Genomic DNA, 17218 nt, shown 5'->3' on the forward strand with positions numbered 1-17218 from the left:
TTTCGCCAAGGCACCCGCCCGTGACCATAGGACAGGTGGGACAACGACGGTGGATCCGTTGTGCGTACCGCGCACGGTCGGGCCCCGCACATTCCTCGGTACGTTGCTCGCCCACCGCACACGACCGAGGGACGACCGATGGCCCAGGACCCGTTCGACTGGATCGATACGCACCGGGAGCGGCGTCGCCGCGCCGGACTCGTGCGGACCCTGCGTCCGCGCCCGGCCGACTCGCCACTGCTCGACCTGGCGAGCAACGACTACCTGGGCCTCGCCCGGCACCGGGAGGTCGTCGACGCCGCGGCCGAGGCCGCCCGGCGCTGGGGTGCGGGGGCCACCGGATCCCGCCTCGTCACGGGCAGCACCGCACTCCACAGCGAGCTGGAGGCGGAGCTCGCGGCCTTCTGCGGCTTCGAGGCGGCGCTCGTCCTCTCCTCCGGTTACGCCGCCAACCTCGCCGCCGTCACCGCCCTGACCGGACAGGGCACCCTCGTGGTCTCCGATGCCGCCAACCACGCCTCCCTCATCGACGGGTGCCGCCTCTCCCGCGCCGAAACCACTGTCGTCCCGCACGCCGACCCCGAGGCGGTGCGCAAGGCCATGGACGGGCACGACGGCCGGGCGGTCGCCGTCTCGGACTCGGTGTTCTCCGTCGACGGCGACGCCGCCCCGCTGCCGGGGCTCGCCGCCGCCTGCCGCGCCCACGGTGCCGCCCTGCTCGTCGACGATGCACACGGCCTCGGCGTCCTCGGCGAAGGCGGGCGCGGCGCCCTGTACGCCGCCGGGCTCGCGGGCGAACGCGACGTGGTCGCCACCGTCACCCTGTCCAAATCCCTGGGCAGTCAGGGCGGTGCCGTCCTGGGCCCGGCCCGGGTGATCGAGCACCTGGTGAACACCGCCCGCACCTTCATCTTCGACACCGGGCTCGCGCCGGCGGCGGCGGGTGCGGCCCTCGCGGCGCTGCGCCTGCTGCGCCGCGAGCCGCAGCGCGCGGCCCGGGCCCGGACCGTCGCCGCATCTCTCCACCGGCAGCTGACCGGAGCCGGCCGCACGGCGGTGCGGCCGGACGCCGCGGTGGTCTCCGTGCACGCGCCCTCGCCGGAGGCGGCGGTGCGCTGGGCCGCCGACTGCCGGGCGGCCGGGCTGGTGGTGGGCTGCTTCCGGCCGCCGTCCGTGCCCGACGGGATCTCGCGGCTGCGCCTGACGGCCCGGGCGGACCTGACGGACGAGCAGATCGCGGAGGCGGTCGAGGTGATCGTCCGGACGGCTCCGACCGGCTGAACACGGAGCCTCGGCGACGAGAACCAGCCACCGCCCGGTCGTCGGCACTGCATTCCTGCGGGAAGCGAATCGCCCTGTGTATTAGAGCGGTTCGAGCTGTTGCCGCCTGAGCGTGAATTGCATGTGGTCATCCAGTCCGGCCGCCTGGTCGAGAGTGATTTCCTTCAGTTTCACGGTGTCGCGCCCCGGGCGGAGCTGGCCGATCTTCCACATGCTGGCGTGGGCGACCGTGGCGACCACCGTTGACCCTCCTGACACATGCCCGTCGGGACCGAGGACGGTCAGGGTGTCGCCGTAGGCGAGAATGCCGCCGAGCGGGTAACAGCCGTCCAGGATGTTCGACGGGTGGCCGCCGGTGACATCGCCGCGGTCGCGGGCCCAGCGGAACTGATGCGGGTGGAAACGGGTGGCCGCGCGGTCGGAGCTCACGTCGACACGCCATTCCGTACTCAGCAGTTCCTTGTAATCGCTTTCGGTGAGGAAGTCCGGATCGGCATGCGGACCACGCAGGATTTCGATCTCCCAGTTGCTCGTGTACCGCGGGCGAAGGTCGAGCGGCAGTCGGTAGCCTCTTTTGCGCTGTGCTCCCTTGGCTTGCGCGTTGATGACATCAGCGCGTGCCAGGGCGCGTCCGTCCAGTCCGCCGATGCCCGCCACCAGGAAGGTGGACATGGAGCCGAATACCTCGGGGACGGCGATACCACCGGAGACCGCGAGATACAGCCGGAATCCCGGGCCGCGCGCGACGCTGCAGCGGATCGAATCGCCGACGGAGAGGGGAACGGCCTCCCAGGTCGGTACGGAGCGGTCGTTGATCCTGACATCGACACCGGAGGCGCCGCATACCGAAACCAGCCCGTCGTAGAGTGCCACCGCATGGAACCGGCCGTACGGGATTTCGAGGGCGGCCGCTCCTGGCGGGTTTCCCACCAGGACGTTGGCCACCCGGAAGGCGAAGTGGTCCGCCGGGCCGGAAGGAAAGAACCCCAGCGACTGGAGGCCGAGCCGGCCCGGGTAGTCCTGCACCGTGGTCTGCAGGCCCGGGTCCACGATCTCCAGCGCCGGAATGGAGGTGGTGCAGGAATCGCCGGAGACGGTCATGGAATCTGCACCTTGCGCTCGGCGGAAGAAGGTTCCGCGTGACAACTGGTCACCTCGTCGGAGAGCCGGGAAACCTCGGCCAAGTGCTCGGAGACCGAGTACTGGCCGAGTTCGATGCGGTACTCGTAGGCGCCCTCGAACACTTGCCGTCTGAGCTCGATGAGCTCGGCCTCCTCGACCCTTTCGAACTGGATGCGGTCTCCGTAGAGAAACATGACCGGATCGAGGCTGCGGCTCCGTTCGCTGCGGACGAGGTCGGCGATCGGCAGCGTCCGGCCGAGGAGCTGGTAACTTCCGGGCGTTTCGAGCGGGTGAATGACGATGCACGGGCCGCCGAGGCCGACGGCGCCCTCGGCCGTCCAGGCGCGTGCCGGGTTGTACTTCGGTGCGGAGATGCTGCATCTCGGATCGAGTGGCAGGAGCGACGGCAGTCCGGGATAGAAGCCGGTAAAGGCGTTCCACCACTCGGTGTTCAGGATCGTCGTGTACAAGTCGTCCCGGTCGGTGAATCCGTTGTATCGGGTGACGTAGTCGATATTGTTGCCATTGATCGCATTGGGGGCGTCCGGGCGGATGGTTATCTGGTAACGGTGCACGGCTTCCCGCGAGGTGGAGTCGTCGAAGGCGATCGGAAGGACGATGCGACGGCTGGGAACCGTGAGCGAGGCCGGCGGCGGGACCTGATGATGCACCTCTTCCAATGCCGCGACGAGATCCGCTTGACTGATCTGCCGGGGAATGAACCGGACGAGCAGCGACCGCAGTCCGGGAGCCGTTTCGCGCACTCCGGGAATCGGGGAAGCCGCAATGCGTCTCGCCACCTCGTGAACGAAGAAGTTGGCGCACAGGTCGACTGTCGCCTCGGCCCCGTACTCGACGAGCACATAACGGTCGCCGGCCGTGCGGTACGTCACCGTCGGCCGGCCTTCGGGAAGTTCTGAGCGAGTGATGATCGCGGCCATCGGCTCTCCCTTTGACCTGCTTGACTGGATCACGACCGTACGATCATGATCGGAGACCGCGGGCTGCGCAGCAGTGGCCGGCTTCTCGGTCCTGCCGCAGGGACCAGCTCCGATCTCAGGTGCCAGCACGGTACATGGACATGGCCGAATCCGCTCGGGCCTCCGTAGACTCTGGGAGTGCAGATGGGCCTCACTCTGCAAACGCTGGTCAACAAGCGCGAACTCGGCCTCTCCGTCCGGACCGGCGCTGAGCACCTGGACCGTGAGGTGCGGTGGGCGCTGGTGAGCGAGCACCCCGACCCCGCGGTGTTCCTCGAGGGCGGCGAGTTCGTCCTCACGACCGGGTCCCGGCTGCCGTCCAGTGCGTCCGAGCGCCGCCGGTACGTCTCCCGGCTGGGCGGAGCGGGGGCCGTCGCCCTCGGGTTCGGCCTGAGCAGCCAGGCCCCCGAGGTTCCCGGCGAGCTCGTGGAAGCCGCTGAGCTGGCGTCGCTCCCCCTCCTTTCCGTGCCGGAGGAGACGGCGTTCGCGGACATCAGCCGCTACGTCAGCAACTGCATCGCCGACGAGCAGCAGCGGGCCTTGACCTTCGCCGTGAGCGCGCAGCGCGACCTGGCCAGGGCCGCGCTCTCGCCGAATGTCGCACGCGAGGTGGTCAACCGCCTGGCCAAGGCCCTGCGCTGCTGGGTCCTGCTGCTGGATCACGAAGGTGAGCTGCGTGCCGGTACCGCCGCGGGGCGCATCCATCTGTCCCGCGTGCGCATCGACCTGGCGCGGCTTCGTGACGGTGGTACGGGGCGGAGCCTGTCGATGACCGTGGGGGGAGACTCGGTCGTCCTGATGTCGCTCGTGGTCGGCGGGCGCGTGCGAGGGTTCCTCGCGGTCGGCCGCTCGTTGGCCTTCACGTCCTCGGACCAAGCCATCATCGTCACCGCCGTTTCCCTGTTGTGCGCCGACCTGCAGGGCATGGGAGGCACGCTCGACACCGCCCGCCGGCACCGGCTGGCCGTCATCAAGATCGCGATCGCCGGGGAACTGGCGCTGGCGGAGTCGACCAGTGCGGTACTCGAGACGGGCTGGCCCGAGGGCGATCTCCGGGTCGCGCTGCTGGGCGTACCGGCCCGTCACGAGGTCGAGCTGCTGGAGTGCGCGGAGAACGACCAGGCCCTGCTCAGTCTGGGCGCGCTGGTGGCGGTATGGGACAAGGGGCGGGTGGTGGTGCTCATGCCCCACGCCGAGGGTGACATCCGGACCTTGGAGTCGTTGCTGCGGCAGGTGCCGTACGCCCGCGGAGCCGTCAGCGAGCCGACTCCGGGGCGCGAGCTCCCGGATGCCTGGCGCAGGGTCCACTCCGTGTTCAACGCGGCGCCCGACGCGAGCAGAAAGCTGGTGGTGGCCGGTGATGTCGCGACGATGGGCCTCATGCGGCACCTGATGTCTCCCGAGGCACGTGGCTGGGCGGAAACACTGCTGCAGCCCTTGACGGACAACAGTGGCAAGTCCAAGATCGATCTGCGCCACACCCTGTGGACGTTCCTGGCCCACAACGGCCAGGTCGACGCGTCGGCGTCAGCGCTGGGCATCCACCGTCACACCCTTCGCTACCGGATGTCGAAGGTCGCCGAGGCGCTGGGTTGCGACATGGACGACCCGGCCACGCGCGCGGAGCTGTGGTTCGCCCTGCAACTCGACGACCAGCCCTGATCCGGTGTCAGCACACGGAGGCGGCGAGGTTCTCCAACGCTTCGGCGATGGCCTGGTCAAAGGTCTCGGCCAGCGTCTCCGGTTCGATGTCGGTGCTGTAGACGACCAGTGATCTGCCGCCGCCTGCGTCGATGACGTCGATCGTGCCGAGGTGTGAATCGACGGAGAGGTCACCGCCGACGACCCGGTACCGGAAGCGTCGCAGCTGCGGGTCGGAGAGAACGACTTCTTCCTCCAGTTGCGCACCTCCCTCCAGGGTGACCGTCCGGTGCTTGTGGTCGCCCGTGGAGGCCGTGATGGCCGGGAACCAGTCGCTGATGTGCGGTGCGTCGCTCACCACCTTCCAGACGGCATCGGGGGCACAGTCGATCAGGGCGTGCGAGCGCAGTGTGGCCATGGTTTCTCCTCGAGGGTGACGGAGCGCCAGCCCCCCATCGCGTGAGTGCACGGTCTCGCGACGAGGGGCCGGTACGGGGGCGGGGCGGCAGTGTCAGTCGTCGGCGAAGAGCTTGCCGCCGCGCGACCAGCTCTCCTTTTCCACGTCGGTGAAGACGATCCCGACGGCGTCGGGCTCGCAGCGGCCGATCCGGCAGATCTCACGGGTCAGGACGGCAGCGAGCTCGCGCTTCTGCTCGGTGGTGCGACCGGGGAACCAGTCGATACGCACGTGCGGCATGGCAGGTCTCCTTGGCTGGGCGGATTGGCTGAGGGAATGGGCTGGACGAATTGGCTAGGCGAAGAGGCCGGCGACGCGCTGGGCCCGCTGCCGGTAGTCGCGGCGGGCGGCCAGGGCCTCGTCGAGGCCGATTTCGACGAATCTCGTCCGGGTGTTGGGTGCGGACTGGGCGACCACGTCGAGGTCACCGCTGATCACGGTGGCGACCATCATGTATCCGCCGCCGGAGACCGCGTCCCGGTGGAGGATGATGGGCTCCACTCCCCCGGGAATCTGGATCGAGCCGATCGGGTACGGAGCGTCGACGATGTTCGAGGGGTCCTGCCCCGCTCCGAAGGGCGGAGTGCGCTCGACGAGCTCCAGCTCCGCGCCCTTGTACCGGAAGCCCACACGGTCGGCGACCGGGGTGAGGGTCCAGGTGGAGCCGAGGAAGTTCTTGCGTCCCTCCGGGGCGAGGACGTGGTCGTAGAGACCCATCACCACGCGGATCTCGACTTCCTTGCTCAGCACCGGCCGCAGTTCCTCGGGCACGGTACGGCCCGCGACGTCCCCCGAGTGCGCACCGATCGGCAGGACGTCTCCGGCTTCGAGCGGCCGGCCGAGCCCGCCGAGCTTGTAGGTGGAGCGGCTGCCGAGCATCACGGGGGTGTCGATACCGCCCGCCACACCGATGTAGGCACGGGCGCCGGCCTTGGCGAAGCCGAAGTCGAGTACGTCACCGGCGGCGACGGGGAACGCCTCCCACAGGGGGCGTTCCTCGCCGTTGATCCGCGGCGGGATGTCGGCGCCGGTGACGGCGACCGTGGCCGGCTCGGTGAAGGCGATTTCCGGGCCCATGTAGACGCATTCGAGTACGGCGGCGTCGGGGGCGTTGCCGACCAGGTGGTTCGCCGCGGTCAGGGAGTACTGGTCGAGGGCGCCCGAGGGCGGGATGCCGACGTCGTAGTAGCCGCTGCGGCCCGCGTCCTGCACGGTGGTGGAAAGGCCCGGCTTGTGCACCTCAATCGGCACGGAGCACCTCCAGCATGCGGGCGTTGAAGCCTTCGGGATCGTTGAGGAAGGGGTCGAGCCGGAAGTCGAAGGGCCTGGACCGGATGCGGTAGGTGCCCGCTTCCACCTGCTTGATGGTCGCGTCGTACTCGTCGCGTTCGATGGGGGTGAACTTGACGATGTCGCCGGGCCTGAAGAAGACCAGGAAGTCCTCGAAGTCGGGCATCGAGCGGTCGGGGTCGTAGATGGGGGCGGGGGTGACCCCGAACATCTGGTAGCCGCCGGCGCCGCGCACGGAGTAGATGCAGCCGAAGCAGCCGCCGTGCCCGACGGTCTGCTTGGGCGTGTCCGTGCGGGGCCGCAGGTACTTCGGCACGATCAGCTGCTGTTCCTGCGGGACCATCTGGAACATGAACGGGAGGCCCGCCACGAAGCCCACCATGGAGGTGAACCACGGGGAGCCCGAGTGTGCCGCGATGAACTCCTCCGTACCGGAGAACCCGTTGATGCGGGCGGCGTACTCGATGTCGGTGGCGTCCGGGTCCTGGTGGCGGTCCCGGAAGCGCGAGAGCGTCTCGGTGGTCCACGGGTCCTGGTAGAGCACCGGTATCTCGACGATGCGTGTGGCGAGGCTGAAGCCGGCGGCGTCGCCGACCTGCTTCTCGATCTCCTGCAGCTGCTGGCGGAGCACACGGGGGTCGATCACGTCCGGGTCGTAACGCACCTGGTAGGACGCGTTGGCGGGACAGATCTCGAGGATGCCGTCCGGGCGCTGCTCGCGCAGCGACGTGGTGATGGCCATGGCGCGGAAGTTGGCCTGCAGGCTCATCGATTCGGCGAGCTCGACGAAGATGTGCTCGTCGCCGCCCCAGCTGTACCGGGCTGCGGTCGGGGTGGCCGTCATCGTGTCGCTCCCGCCTCCCCCGGCTTCGTACGCTGCTGGAGCCAGTCCTCGAGCGTTCCGGTGTCGAACTCCCCGCTCGCGAACCACGGTTCGCCGATGATCTCGGTCAGCAGTCCCGTCGTGGTGGGCACGCCCTCGACGATGAACTCGCCGAGTGCCCGGTGTGCGCGCCTGAGCGCCGAAGTGCGGGTGTCGCCCCAGACGACGACCTTGGCGATGAGCGAGTCGTAGAAGGGGGAGACGGCGCTGCCGGGGGCCAGCCAGGTGTCGGTGCGGACCCAGGGTCCCTGCGGGAGTTCGACGTGGTTGATGCTGCCCGGGCCCGGCAGGAATCCGCGGTCGGGGTCCTCGGCGCAGATCCGGAACTCGATGGCGTGGCCGCGCTTGGTCACGTCGGCCTGGCGGAAGCTCAGTGGTTCGCCGGCGGCGATGCGGAGCTGCTCGGCGACCAGATCGATGCCGGTGATCAGTTCCGTGACGGGGTGCTCGACCTGGATGCGGGTGTTCATCTCGATGAAGAAGAACTCGCCGGTGTGGTCGTCCACGAGGAACTCGCAGGTGCCGGCGCTGCGGTAGCCGACCTGCCGGCACAGCCGTACTGCCGCACTGGTCATGGCCGCTCGGATGTCCGCGTCGATGCCTGGGGCCGGGGCTTCCTCGATGACCTTCTGGCGGCGGCGCTGCAGCGAGCATTCCCGCTCGAAGACGTGAATGGCGTCGGAGCCGTCGCCGAGGACCTGGACCTCGACGTGCCGGGAGCTGCGGATGAACCGCTCCAGGTACATCCGGCCGTCGCCGAAGGCGCTGGCCGCTTCGGCCGAGGCGGTGGGGAAGGCGGCCCGCAGCTCGGCCTCGTCGGACACCACCCGGATGCCCCGCCCACCGCCACCCGCTGCCGCCTTGAGCATCACGGGGTACCCGATCCCGGCCGCGGCGGCCACCGCGGCCGAGACGTCGGAGACGCCGTCGGGTGTGCCGGGGACGGTGGGCACGCCGGCGGCCATCGCGACCTGCCGGGCCCGGACCTTGTCGCCCATCTGGTCGATGACCTGGGCATCGGGCCCCACGAACGTCAGCCCGGCGTCGGTGACGGCGGCGGCGAAGTCGGCGCGTTCGGAGAGGAAGCCGTAGCCCGGGTGGACCGCGTCGGCGCCCGCCTCCCGGGCCGCGGCGACGATGCCCTCGGCCCGGAGGTAACTCTTGGTGGCGGGTGCCGGGCCGACGTGGACGACGGTGTCGGCGAGGCGGGCGTGTGCCGCGTCGCGGTCCGCGTCGCTGGCGACGGCGACGGTCTCGATCCCCAGGTCGCGGGCGGCGCGGATGATCCGTACCGCGATCTCGCCCCGGTTGGCGATGAGCAGGCGCTTCATCCCTCGACCTCCAGGATCACCACGGCCTGGCCCGGGTCGACGACGGACTCACCTTCGACCGCGAAGTCGACGACGGTCCCCGCCACGCCGGCGAGCACGGGATGAAAGGACTTCATGACCTCCACCAGACCGACCGTGTCGTCGGCCGTGACCGTCTGCCCCGGTTTGACGTAGTCGGGGCTGCCGGGGTCCGGCCGGCGGTAGAAGACGCCCGGGATGGGGGCCAGTACCTCGTGACGTGGCATCGGAAGACCTCGATTCGCTCGTGGGTGGGTTCGGCTCAGCTGAGGTGTGGCTGGAGCGCCGCGTGGACGGCCTTCGCGAGGTCGACCGCGCCCGGGGTGTCGGAGTGGACGCAGATGCAGTCGGCCCGCATCGGGAGGTCCGTGCCGTCGACCGATGTCGCGACGCCGTCGGTGACCACGCGCACCGCCCGCTCGGCGGCCACGACCGGGTCGTAGGCGGCGTGCTCGCGGGTGATGATGAGCGAGCCGTCGGCGCGGTAGTCCAGGTCGGTGTAGTACTCGGCGATGAAACCGGCGTCCCGCTTGCCCCACACCTGTTCGTGCATGGTGTTGGCCATGCCCATCAGCGGCACGCCGAAGACATCGGCCGCATCGGCGATGGCCTCGGCGACCTCCTCGTCGCGGGAGGCCAGCCCGTAGAGCGCGCCGTGCGGCTTGATGTGGTTCAGCGGCATCGCCTGCGCCTTGAGGAAGGCGGCGAGCGCGCCGACCTGGTAGAGGACGGCGGCGGTGAGCTCGTGCCGCTCCAGCTTCATCTCGCGCCGGCCGAAGCCGTCGCGGTCCGGGAAGGAGGGGTGGGCACCGACCTTGACGCCGTACTGCTTGGCCAGCGCGACCGTCTTCCGCATGACGACCGGGTCGGACGCGTGGTAGCCGCACGCCACGTTGGCGACGGTGATGTAGGGCATGATGCCCTCGTCGTCACCGCAGCGGTAGATGCTGTAGGCCTCGCCCATGTCGCAGTTGATGGCAACCATGGCAGTGTGTTTCTCCTCTTCTGGGTCAGGAATGGGCGACTTTGGGGGTGTCGCCGTCGGGGTCGACGTAGACGTCGTCGCCGTCGACCTTCACGGGGTAGCGGGCCAGGCGTGCGTGGCCCGGGTTGATGCCGGCGCAGGTGGTCAGGTCGAAGGACCACAGGTGGCTCTTGCAGGTGAGGGTCTTCTTGTCCAGCTCTCCCTCGACGAGCTCCACCTGCTGGTGCGGGCAGATCGCCTGGGTCGCGACGACCTCGCCGCCGTCCAGGTGAGCGATGAGTACCTCCTTGTCGCCCACCTCGAAGGACTCCATGTCGCCCTCCCAGACGTCGTCCAGGCTGCAGACGCGAACGAATCCCATGGATCGTGCTCCTTTCTCAGCAGAACCGGTCGAAGTGGAGCCGGTCCGCGTCCAGGCCCCCTTCCAGCACGAGCGAGCGCGCGAGCGCGTCCGTCATGGCCGGCGGTCCTGCTGCGTAGTAGGTGTAATCCGTGAGGTCATCGCCCAGGACGTCGATGACCGCCTCGTGCACGAAGCCCCGGTAGGCGTCGCTCTCGGGCCGGCACGCCTCCGCGCCGGTCTCGGGCGCCCCGGAGACCGCCGTGTGGAAGTGCAGTGCGCCGAGCCGGGGTGCCGCCAGCTCCAGCGCGGACGGCAGGAAGAGGTCGTCTGCGGTGCGGCCCCCGAGGAACAGGTGGACGCTCCGGTCGGCCGCGTCGGGCAGCGCGGCCGCTCCGAGGACGATGCTGATCATCGCCCCGACGCCCGAGCCGCCGCCGACGCAGACGATCTTCGGGTTGTCCCGGCGCAGGTAGGCGTGGCCGTACGGCCCGTCCAGGCCGACCGTCGCGCCCACCTCCAGCTTGTCGAACAGGAGGGAGGTGGCCCGGCCGTCCGGTGTGCGCTTGACGACGAAGCGCCATTCGCCGTAGCAGTTGCCGACGTTGCTCATGGAGTAGGCGCGCTCCACACCCCCGTCGGGGAGCAGGACCATGGCGTACTGGCCGGGGCTGAAGGCGGCCGGCTGTCCCGTGGTGAAGACGAACTCGGCCATGTCGTGGGTGAGCGGGTTGACCTCCCGCAGGGCGGCCCACTGCCGTACGGGCCGGTGGGGCGCGGGCTCGGTGGTCGCGCCGACGCGTACGGTGCAGGCGGAGCGCGGTTCGCTCTGGCAGGCGAGGCGGCGTTGCTTGCGGCGGTCCCGAGCAGTGAGGCCGGGTGCGTCCGGACGGCGGTCGTGCATCTCGCCGTCGAGGAGCTCGTAGCGGCAGCTTCCGCAGGAGCCGCTGTTGCACTCGTAGCTCAGTCCGACTCCCGCGCGGAGGGCGGCGCGCAGCAGCGTGTCGCCCTCCGCGCAGGCGAAGCGAACGTCGGTCCCGTGCAGGGAGACCTCGTGTCCGGTCCGATCGGTCATCGGGAGGTCATCCCCCAAGGCCCAGCTGGCGCTGGAAGGACTGCACCGCGTCGAGGGCGTTGTCGGCCGCCTCCGCGTTCTCGGGGATCTCCTCGCTGTAGGCCCGGATCGCCGCGGTGGCGAGCGGTTGCCACTTCTCGACCCACTTCCGCAGCTGCGGCAGGTTGGTGTCGACCTCCGCCATCTGGCGGACGAGCGCCGTGGTCCACCGGCGCGACCGCTCGCTGTCGCGCAGCGCTGCTTCGCCCAGGAGTGCGTGCAGTACGTCGTCCTCGCGGCGGGCGCTGACGCCGAGCTGCCGGAAGAGCGTCTCGTCGATGGCCGGCTTGGCGACGACGTTGAGCGCGACGAACGCCTCGGCCCAGTCGAAGGTGGTCAGCTGGCGTTCCATCAGCTCGCGGAAGCCCTGCCAGGCCGGCAGTTCCTCCCACAGCTCCCGCTCGCGCTCGCCGAAGCCGAGGCCGGGGTGGGCCAGGCCGAGTTCGGCCGTGCGGTAGGCGACGTTGGACAGCCAGCGCAGGGAGTCCGCCGCCTGGAAGGCGGCACAGTTGGCGATGGTGCTGGCGGGCGCCATGTGCACCAGGTAGGCGCTGGCCATCTGCACGGTGTGCAGCAGGTAGCGGCTGGGCGTGTAGAGCTTGGCGAGGGTGGCGGTCCACTCCGCCGACAGGCCCTTGTCGTGCCCTTCGGCGTTGTGCTGGTCCAGCAGGCCCTCGACGTAGGTCTCCTGCCCGTCCTGGAGGATGTTGTACGTGCGGTAGACCAGCTCGTCGGGGTCACGGAAGGCGTCCCAGTCCGGGTGCGTGACGGGGCTGCCGTTGCGGTACTTGCGGTAGTGGTCCGCCATGACACCGGTGTGCCCGACGTCCCAGGGCTGTTCGGCGTCCCGGGTGTGCCACAGCAGCTTGGTCGAGACGATCTCGTACTCGCTCGGCTTGCGCCGCCGCGCTGCCAGGTGGCCCCAGGTCTTCAGCGGCTTCAGCGGGGTGGTCATGAGAGGGCCTCCTCGTGGCCGGCGGCCGGCGTCTGCTCGAAGGTGTGGTAGAAGCGGAAGACCTCGGTGCCGGTTTCGATGCGGCCCACGAAGGACGGCATGTTCAGCTCCAGCTCGGACATCTTGAACGCGCGGCCGAGCTGCTCGGCGATCGTGCTGCGGCGCAGTACGCACTCACCGCCCTCGACCTCGATGCGGACGTAGGAGCCGCGGTCGCGGATGTCGACCCGGCGCCCCTCGTTGTCGATCACGACCGCGTCGGCGACCGCGCGGGCGACCTCTCCGGACTGCAGGACGGGTCCGACGGGATCGATGATGTGGTCAGCCATCGGTCCTCCTCACTCGAAGTAGATTTCGACGCACTCGGTGGGCGTCAGGCCGACCTTCCCGACGGTGTCGGTGCGCGCGTACGGAGCGGTCGCGCCCTGCTTGCGGACGCGCATCGTGCGGCCGGGCTGCTCGGGGACGTGGATGCCCACGGCGTTGGCGGCGGCGGCCGCGGCCACCTCGTCCATGGTGTGGCCGGTGTCGACCTGGACCAGCTTGAGGACGAAGTCGCCGTCGACGTGCGCGGCCAGAGGGATCAGTGACATGGGGGAAACTCCTTGTCCGCAGCTCAGCCGGCCGTGGCGAGCTGCTTGCGGTAGCTGTCGAGCCAGGCGAAGCCGTGGGCGTCGTCGCCACCGGGACCGACCCGGCCCAGGCCCATGTACTCCAGGGCGCCGCCGAGGTCGGCCGGCTGGATGTCGCCGCCGAGGAAGCGGTCGACGAGGTTCTTGTGGTGGCGGTAGCGCTCGGGGTCGTCCTCGAAGATCCACTTGTCCACCTCGGAGGCGAAGTGGTAGCGGCGGCCCTCGTGCACCAGGGAGATGTCGCGCAGCGTCCGAGACGGGGTGCCGACGATTGGCAGCTGGGAGACGTTGCAGATGAGCGGCAGTGTGTTGGGGACCGTCTTCTCCGTCCGGCCGTGGACGAAGTTGTCGATCATGACGTCCCACACCTTGCCGAAGGTGTCGTTCCAGCCGGGGTACTTCTCCTCCAGCCAGTCCCGCTCCTCCGGGCTCACGCCGGCGGCCGGGTCCCACCACAGCGTCGGCCGCCAGGAGTAGGTCCCCAGGTGCTGCCCGTGGTGGTGCTCGGAGATGTCACGGAGGAAGATGTCCCAGTACCAGGGCTTGGACAGCCCCAGGTCCTCCAGGGACCGCATGAACTGGGTGACGATCCACTCCTCCATGAACTCCTTGAACGACGCCTCCCGGACCTCCAGGGGCACGTAGTAGTCCATCGGGATGCCCGACAGGATCGTGAACAGCCGGTAGGAGCGCCAGAACGCGATGTCGATCTTCTTCTGCGCCTCCTCCTTCTGGCCGTTCTCGATGAGCATCTGCAGCAGCGGCGTACCGAGCTGGGCGTGCCGGGCCTCGTCGGACTGGATGCTCTGGATGAGCTTGGAGAAGGTGAAGTCGCCGGCGTTGGCCGCGTCCCCGGAGAGCCCGATGAACTGCAGGTTGGTGAAGCCGGTCTCGAAGGAGAAGTTCGCGAAGATCGACGTGGAGAGCGCGTCGCGGGTCATCATCACGTCGTCGAAGAAGTGCCGCGCGCCGAGCGCGACCCAGTTGTCGCTCCACATCGCGGCGTGGGACCACTCGAACTGCCGGTCCTTGTTGACGTACTCGTGCGGGAAGAACAGCTGGATCTGGCCGTGCCGGATCTCGTCCAGCATGCCGAAGGTGGCCATGTTGCGCATGCCCGGCGCCTTGGACCAGCGCACGAAGCGGGACTCCTGGAAGGAGGCGCCGTACTCCACCAGCGCCACCGCGGCGTAGTGCTCCTTCAGGATGGAGATCCAGCCCGGGTCGGCCTTGTTGTAGAGGTCGGACCGCTCCAGCGCCGCCTTGACGGAGTAGGCACCGGCGTCCTTCTGCCGCTGGATGTCGACGTACTCGCGGTAGCTGATCTTGTACGGCTCGTCGTAGGAGGACCAGATGTCGTCCGGCAGGCCCTCGCCGCCGCTGAGTTCCGGAGGGAAGAGTTCGTCCTGCGTCACGTAGCGCGGGGTCCATTCGGTACTGCGCGCGATGTCGTACCACTGCGAGCGTTCCAGCAGAGCCATGCTTGCTCCTTGGAGAGTTGCTGAGGGTTCTGGGGAGGTCGGTACGGACGGACGACGGGGTCAGCTGCCGTGCTCGGAGCCCAGCGGGCCTTCCCCGCCCGGGTAGCAGAAGGCCATGGAGGGGGCGTAGAAGCCGAAGGTCACGGTGAGGGGATCGGCGGGCCGGAGCTGGTAGGTGGGGTGATCCTTGTCGAGGAATTCGAAGGAGAGCACCTCGAAGCTCTCGGCGAGATCGGCGACGTAGGGGTAACGGCCGCTGATGAACTCCCCGTCGCGGCGGGTGAGGTAGCGCAGCTGCCCCGTGGCGCGCTGCGGTGTGCCGAGGGTGACCCGGGCGGTGGTGCGGATGACGGGGCGCCCGCCGATCACCGTGGTGGCGACGAGGGTGTCGCCGTCCAGGTCCAGGGTGGTGGTGCCGGGTTCCCCGGTGGGGACGCCGTGGGCCGCCGCGTAGGCCGTCATCACGTCCGAGCTGTTGTGGTAGTGGGTCCACCACCGGCCCGGTACGCCGTCCTCGGTGTCCAGGCCGGCGAGGTTGGCCCCGAGGTAGGTCAGCGAGTAGGCGCCGAACGGCTCGGCCGAACCGCTGGAGGACGTCTGGTCCGCGCCCTCGACGACGTACTGGTTGATGTAGCACGACCGGTCCTCGGCCGGGGTGAGCCCGTCGGGTACCAGCTTGCCGACGGCGTCCGGGTCCGCGGGAATCCACACCATGTACAGGGTTCGAGAGTTGGTGATCAGCTGCGGGGGATGCAGTGCTGTACCCATGGCGCCTCCTGGCTCCCCGTTGAAACCACTGGATGAAGAGTCGGTGGCAGGCCCCGGGAGGCCCGCTGAACTCCTGCCGAAGATGCTGTGCCACGCGTCACGTCAGTGACAGTGCGCGCTTCGTACAACGAACGGTGGAGCTGGTGCCACTCGGGAGTACGAGGTGGTGTTGTGGCTGGTCAGGCAGGGTGTGAACGAGGCGAGTGGGCAGGGCGGCAGGGGCCGTGCCCGCCGCCGCCCCGCACCGCGAAACGGATCAGGACGCCGTCGAGGCGCTCAGGAGGCCGTCAGGGCTCCCGCGTCGTGGGCGATCCGTCCGCCGACGACCGTGGCGCCGACCGTCAGCGTGGCGAGGGCTTCCGCGGGCACCCCGAGGAGGTCGTCGCTGAGGACGGTGAAGTCGGCGAGCTTGCCGCGGGTGAGGGTGCCCTTGAGGTGTTCCTCGTGGACCGCGTGGGCGGAGCCGACCGTGTACGCGCGCAGGGCCTCGTACGCCGTCACCGCCTCGTGCGGGGCGATCGGCGCGCCCGAGGCGGTCCGCCGGTTCACCATGTCGTGGATGCCGAGGAGCGGGTCGGCGGCGACGACGGGCGCGTCGGAGGAGCCGGGGAGTTCGATGCCGGCGTCGAGGAACGCGCGCATGCGGTACGCCCGTTGGCTCCGCTCAGGGCCGAGGGCCGTGAGCAGCCCGTCGCCGATCTCCGACAGGAAACGGCCCTGCGGCACCGGGATCAGCCCGAGTGCGGCGATCCGGGCGACCTGTGCGGCGCTGGTCACCGCCGCGTGCTCGACCCGGTGGCGGACGTCGGCGCGCGGGTGCAGCCGCTGGGCCTCCTCGTACGCGTCCAGGACGATGTCCAGGGCCGCGTCCCCGATCGCGTGCGTGGCGATCTGCCAGCCGCAGCGGTGCGCCTCGGTGATGTAGTGGCGGATGCGCTCGGGCTCGTGCTGGAGCAGACCGCTGTTGCCGGGCGAGTCGTGGTAATCGCAGCACATCGCGGCCGACCGGCCGATCAGCGAACCGTCCGACATCAGCTTCGTCGGCCCGATGCGCAGCCACTCGTCGCCGAAGCCGGTGCGCAGCCCGAGGTCCAGGCCGTACCAGCGGGACTCCGGCTCGAACACACCGCAGTCGTGCAGCGCGGTGATGTACGGCATGACCGTCATCCGCACGCCCAGCTCCCCGCGCTCCCGGACCCGCAGATACGCGTCGAGGTCGGCGGGGCCGTTGCCGATGCCGTCGGTGACACCGATGCCCGGCTCGGTCACACTGGTCAGGCCGACCGCGAGGGCCGCCCGGGCCCCGGTGGCGATGTTGGCGGTCCACTCGCTCGCGGGCTCCGGGCGCAGCGCCCGCTCGACCACCTGCATCGCGGTCTCCTGGAGCAGCCCTTCCGCCCGCCCGTCGGCGGTGCGTACGACATGGCCGCCGGGCACGTCGGGTACGGCGGTGAGGCCGGTGCAGCCGGCCCGGCGGAACGCTTCGGTGCTGGCCACGCCCATGTGGTGCGAGGTGTGCACGAGCCATACGGGGCGGCCCTGCGCGGCCTTGTCGAGCGCCTCGGCAGTGGGATGGGCGCCGAGCTTGTTCTGGTCGTAGCCGGCCCCCAGCATCCAGGCATCGGCGGGCAGGGCCGCGGCGCGCTCGGCCACCGCCGCGTACAGCGCGTCGAGGGTGGGCACGGCCTCGTACGACAGGTCGAGTTCACGCAGCCCTTTGCCGACGAGGCTGAGGTGATGGTGGGCGTCGTTGAAGCCGGGCACGGCGTGTGCCCCGCCCATGTCGATGACGGCGTCGGCGGTGCATCCCTCCAGTTCTTCGTCGAGGGCGGCGATCCGGCCGCCCAGGACACCGAGAGCGCGTGCGGTGGGCCGCTCCGGGTCGAGAGTGGTGAAGCGGCCGTTGCGGAACACGGCGTCGAGGCGCACGAAAGTCAACT

19 protein-coding genes are annotated in these 17218 nt (G+C 69.8%); 2 read left to right on the forward strand and 17 right to left on the reverse strand.

What is annotated here, in order from left to right; translation table 11 throughout:
* Positions 1 to 138: 138 nt before the first annotated feature.
* Entirely contained in the window at positions 139 to 1281 is a 1143-nt protein-coding gene (locus C3486_RS22325) for an 8-amino-7-oxononanoate synthase (RefSeq protein ID WP_103834528.1), read from the forward strand.
* A gap of 81 nt (positions 1282 to 1362) precedes the next feature.
* On the opposite strand, the gene C3486_RS22330 is transcribed toward C3486_RS22325, so the two are convergent.
* Positions 1363 to 2382: a biotin-dependent carboxyltransferase family protein gene (locus C3486_RS22330; RefSeq protein ID WP_103834529.1), complete on the reverse strand. Its 1020-nt coding sequence runs from the start codon at positions 2380 to 2382 to the stop codon at positions 1363 to 1365.
* Positions 2379 to 3344 (reverse strand): allophanate hydrolase subunit 1, encoded by a 966-nt coding sequence (locus tag C3486_RS22335; RefSeq protein ID WP_103834530.1) that lies wholly within the window; start codon positions 3342 to 3344, stop codon positions 2379 to 2381. The genes C3486_RS22330 and C3486_RS22335 overlap by 4 nt, the downstream gene beginning before the upstream one ends.
* 183 nt (positions 3345 to 3527) lie before the next feature.
* Between C3486_RS22335 and C3486_RS22340 the strand changes: the two genes are divergently transcribed.
* Positions 3528 to 5045 carry a PucR family transcriptional regulator gene (locus tag C3486_RS22340; RefSeq protein WP_103834531.1) on the forward strand — a complete coding sequence of 506 codons (1518 nt, stop codon included), beginning with the start codon at positions 3528 to 3530 and terminating at the stop codon, positions 5043 to 5045.
* A 7-nt stretch (positions 5046 to 5052) separates the two neighbouring features.
* On the opposite strand, the gene C3486_RS22345 is transcribed toward C3486_RS22340, so the two are convergent.
* From C3486_RS22345 to C3486_RS22415, 15 genes are all read right to left on the reverse strand, one after another.
* Positions 5053 to 5442, reverse strand: coding sequence for an SRPBCC family protein (locus tag C3486_RS22345; protein ID WP_103834532.1), 390 nt, complete (start codon positions 5440 to 5442; stop codon positions 5053 to 5055).
* Between the two features lie 93 nt (positions 5443 to 5535).
* Complete coding sequence (locus C3486_RS22350) at positions 5536 to 5772, reverse strand: tautomerase family protein (protein ID WP_258052945.1); 237 nt, start codon at positions 5770 to 5772, stop codon at positions 5536 to 5538.
* 3 nt (positions 5773 to 5775) lie between these two features.
* A complete protein-coding gene (locus C3486_RS22355; protein ID WP_103834534.1) occupies positions 5776 to 6732 on the reverse strand; it encodes a biotin-dependent carboxyltransferase family protein in 957 nt (318 codons plus the stop codon).
* The gene (locus C3486_RS22360) at positions 6722 to 7615 is read right to left on the reverse strand and encodes an allophanate hydrolase subunit 1 (protein ID WP_103834535.1); all 894 of its coding nucleotides are present in this window, start codon (positions 7613 to 7615) and stop codon (positions 6722 to 6724) included. The genes C3486_RS22355 and C3486_RS22360 overlap by 11 nt, the downstream gene beginning before the upstream one ends.
* A complete protein-coding gene (locus C3486_RS22365; RefSeq protein ID WP_103834536.1) occupies positions 7612 to 8985 on the reverse strand; it encodes an acetyl-CoA carboxylase biotin carboxylase subunit in 1374 nt (457 codons plus the stop codon). Before C3486_RS22365 ends, C3486_RS22360 begins: the two co-directional genes overlap by 4 nt.
* Positions 8982 to 9230, reverse strand: coding sequence for an acetyl-CoA carboxylase (locus C3486_RS22370; RefSeq protein ID WP_103834537.1), 249 nt, complete (start codon positions 9228 to 9230; stop codon positions 8982 to 8984). The genes C3486_RS22365 and C3486_RS22370 overlap by 4 nt, the downstream gene beginning before the upstream one ends.
* Before the next feature lie 35 nt (positions 9231 to 9265).
* Positions 9266 to 9988, reverse strand: coding sequence for a LamB/YcsF family protein (locus tag C3486_RS22375; protein WP_103834538.1), 723 nt, complete (start codon positions 9986 to 9988; stop codon positions 9266 to 9268).
* A gap of 25 nt (positions 9989 to 10013) precedes the next feature.
* Positions 10014 to 10349: a Rieske 2Fe-2S domain-containing protein gene (locus tag C3486_RS22380; protein ID WP_103834539.1), complete on the reverse strand. Its 336-nt coding sequence runs from the start codon at positions 10347 to 10349 to the stop codon at positions 10014 to 10016.
* Positions 10350 to 10365: 16 nt separating this feature from the next.
* Positions 10366 to 11403, reverse strand: a complete 1038-nt coding sequence (locus C3486_RS22385) for a 2Fe-2S iron-sulfur cluster binding domain-containing protein (protein ID WP_103834540.1) — start codon at positions 11401 to 11403, stop codon at positions 10366 to 10368.
* Positions 11404 to 11410: 7 nt separating this feature from the next.
* A complete protein-coding gene (locus C3486_RS22390; protein WP_103834541.1) occupies positions 11411 to 12397 on the reverse strand; it encodes a toluene monooxygenase in 987 nt (328 codons plus the stop codon).
* Positions 12394 to 12726, reverse strand: coding sequence for an MmoB/DmpM family protein (locus C3486_RS22395; protein ID WP_103834542.1), 333 nt, complete (start codon positions 12724 to 12726; stop codon positions 12394 to 12396). The genes C3486_RS22390 and C3486_RS22395 overlap by 4 nt, the downstream gene beginning before the upstream one ends.
* 9 nt (positions 12727 to 12735) lie before the next feature.
* Positions 12736 to 12990, reverse strand: a complete 255-nt coding sequence (locus tag C3486_RS22400; RefSeq protein ID WP_103834543.1) for a toluene-4-monooxygenase system B family protein — start codon at positions 12988 to 12990, stop codon at positions 12736 to 12738.
* Between the two features lie 23 nt (positions 12991 to 13013).
* Positions 13014 to 14510, reverse strand: a complete 1497-nt coding sequence (locus tag C3486_RS22405; RefSeq protein WP_103834544.1) for a YHS domain-containing protein — start codon at positions 14508 to 14510, stop codon at positions 13014 to 13016.
* 60 nt (positions 14511 to 14570) lie between these two features.
* A complete protein-coding gene (locus C3486_RS22410; protein WP_103834545.1) occupies positions 14571 to 15278 on the reverse strand; it encodes a hypothetical protein in 708 nt (235 codons plus the stop codon).
* A gap of 276 nt (positions 15279 to 15554) precedes the next feature.
* Entirely contained in the window at positions 15555 to 17207 is a 1653-nt protein-coding gene (locus C3486_RS22415) for an amidohydrolase (protein ID WP_103834546.1), read from the reverse strand.
* Between the last annotated feature and the right edge of the window lie 11 nt (positions 17208 to 17218).

The sequence above is a fragment of the Streptomyces sp. Ru73 genome (assembly GCF_002920575.1).
Taxonomy (GTDB): Bacteria; Actinomycetota; Actinomycetes; order Streptomycetales; family Streptomycetaceae; genus Streptomyces.

What these genes read in the sequence shown, in the direction of transcription:
- C3486_RS22390 (WP_103834541.1), bottom strand. Translation starts at nt 12,397, where the DNA reads ATGACCACCCCGCTGAAGCCGCTGAAGACCTGGGGCCACCTGGCAGCG.
- C3486_RS22400 (WP_103834543.1), bottom strand. Translation starts at nt 12,990, where the DNA reads ATGTCACTGATCCCTCTGGCCGCGCACGTCGACGGCGACTTCGTCCTC.
- C3486_RS22325 (WP_103834528.1), top strand. Translation starts at nt 139, where the DNA reads ATGGCCCAGGACCCGTTCGACTGGATCGATACGCACCGGGAGCGGCGT.
- C3486_RS22380 (WP_103834539.1), bottom strand. Translation starts at nt 10,349, where the DNA reads ATGGGATTCGTTCGCGTCTGCAGCCTGGACGACGTCTGGGAGGGCGAC.
- C3486_RS22385 (WP_103834540.1), bottom strand. Translation starts at nt 11,403, where the DNA reads ATGACCGATCGGACCGGACACGAGGTCTCCCTGCACGGGACCGACGTT.
- C3486_RS22345 (WP_103834532.1), bottom strand. Translation starts at nt 5,442, where the DNA reads ATGGCCACACTGCGCTCGCACGCCCTGATCGACTGTGCCCCCGATGCC.
- C3486_RS22360 (WP_103834535.1), bottom strand. Translation starts at nt 7,615, where the DNA reads ATGACGGCCACCCCGACCGCAGCCCGGTACAGCTGGGGCGGCGACGAG.
- C3486_RS22395 (WP_103834542.1), bottom strand. Translation starts at nt 12,726, where the DNA reads ATGGCTGACCACATCATCGATCCCGTCGGACCCGTCCTGCAGTCCGGA.
- C3486_RS22340 (WP_103834531.1), top strand. Translation starts at nt 3,528, where the DNA reads ATGGGCCTCACTCTGCAAACGCTGGTCAACAAGCGCGAACTCGGCCTC.
- C3486_RS22335 (WP_103834530.1), bottom strand. Translation starts at nt 3,344, where the DNA reads ATGGCCGCGATCATCACTCGCTCAGAACTTCCCGAAGGCCGGCCGACG.
- C3486_RS22410 (WP_103834545.1), bottom strand. Translation starts at nt 15,278, where the DNA reads ATGGGTACAGCACTGCATCCCCCGCAGCTGATCACCAACTCTCGAACC.
- C3486_RS22375 (WP_103834538.1), bottom strand. Translation starts at nt 9,988, where the DNA reads ATGGTTGCCATCAACTGCGACATGGGCGAGGCCTACAGCATCTACCGC.
- C3486_RS22405 (WP_103834544.1), bottom strand. Translation starts at nt 14,510, where the DNA reads ATGGCTCTGCTGGAACGCTCGCAGTGGTACGACATCGCGCGCAGTACC.
- C3486_RS22330 (WP_103834529.1), bottom strand. Translation starts at nt 2,382, where the DNA reads ATGACCGTCTCCGGCGATTCCTGCACCACCTCCATTCCGGCGCTGGAG.
- C3486_RS22370 (WP_103834537.1), bottom strand. Translation starts at nt 9,230, where the DNA reads ATGCCACGTCACGAGGTACTGGCCCCCATCCCGGGCGTCTTCTACCGC.
- C3486_RS22365 (WP_103834536.1), bottom strand. Translation starts at nt 8,985, where the DNA reads ATGAAGCGCCTGCTCATCGCCAACCGGGGCGAGATCGCGGTACGGATC.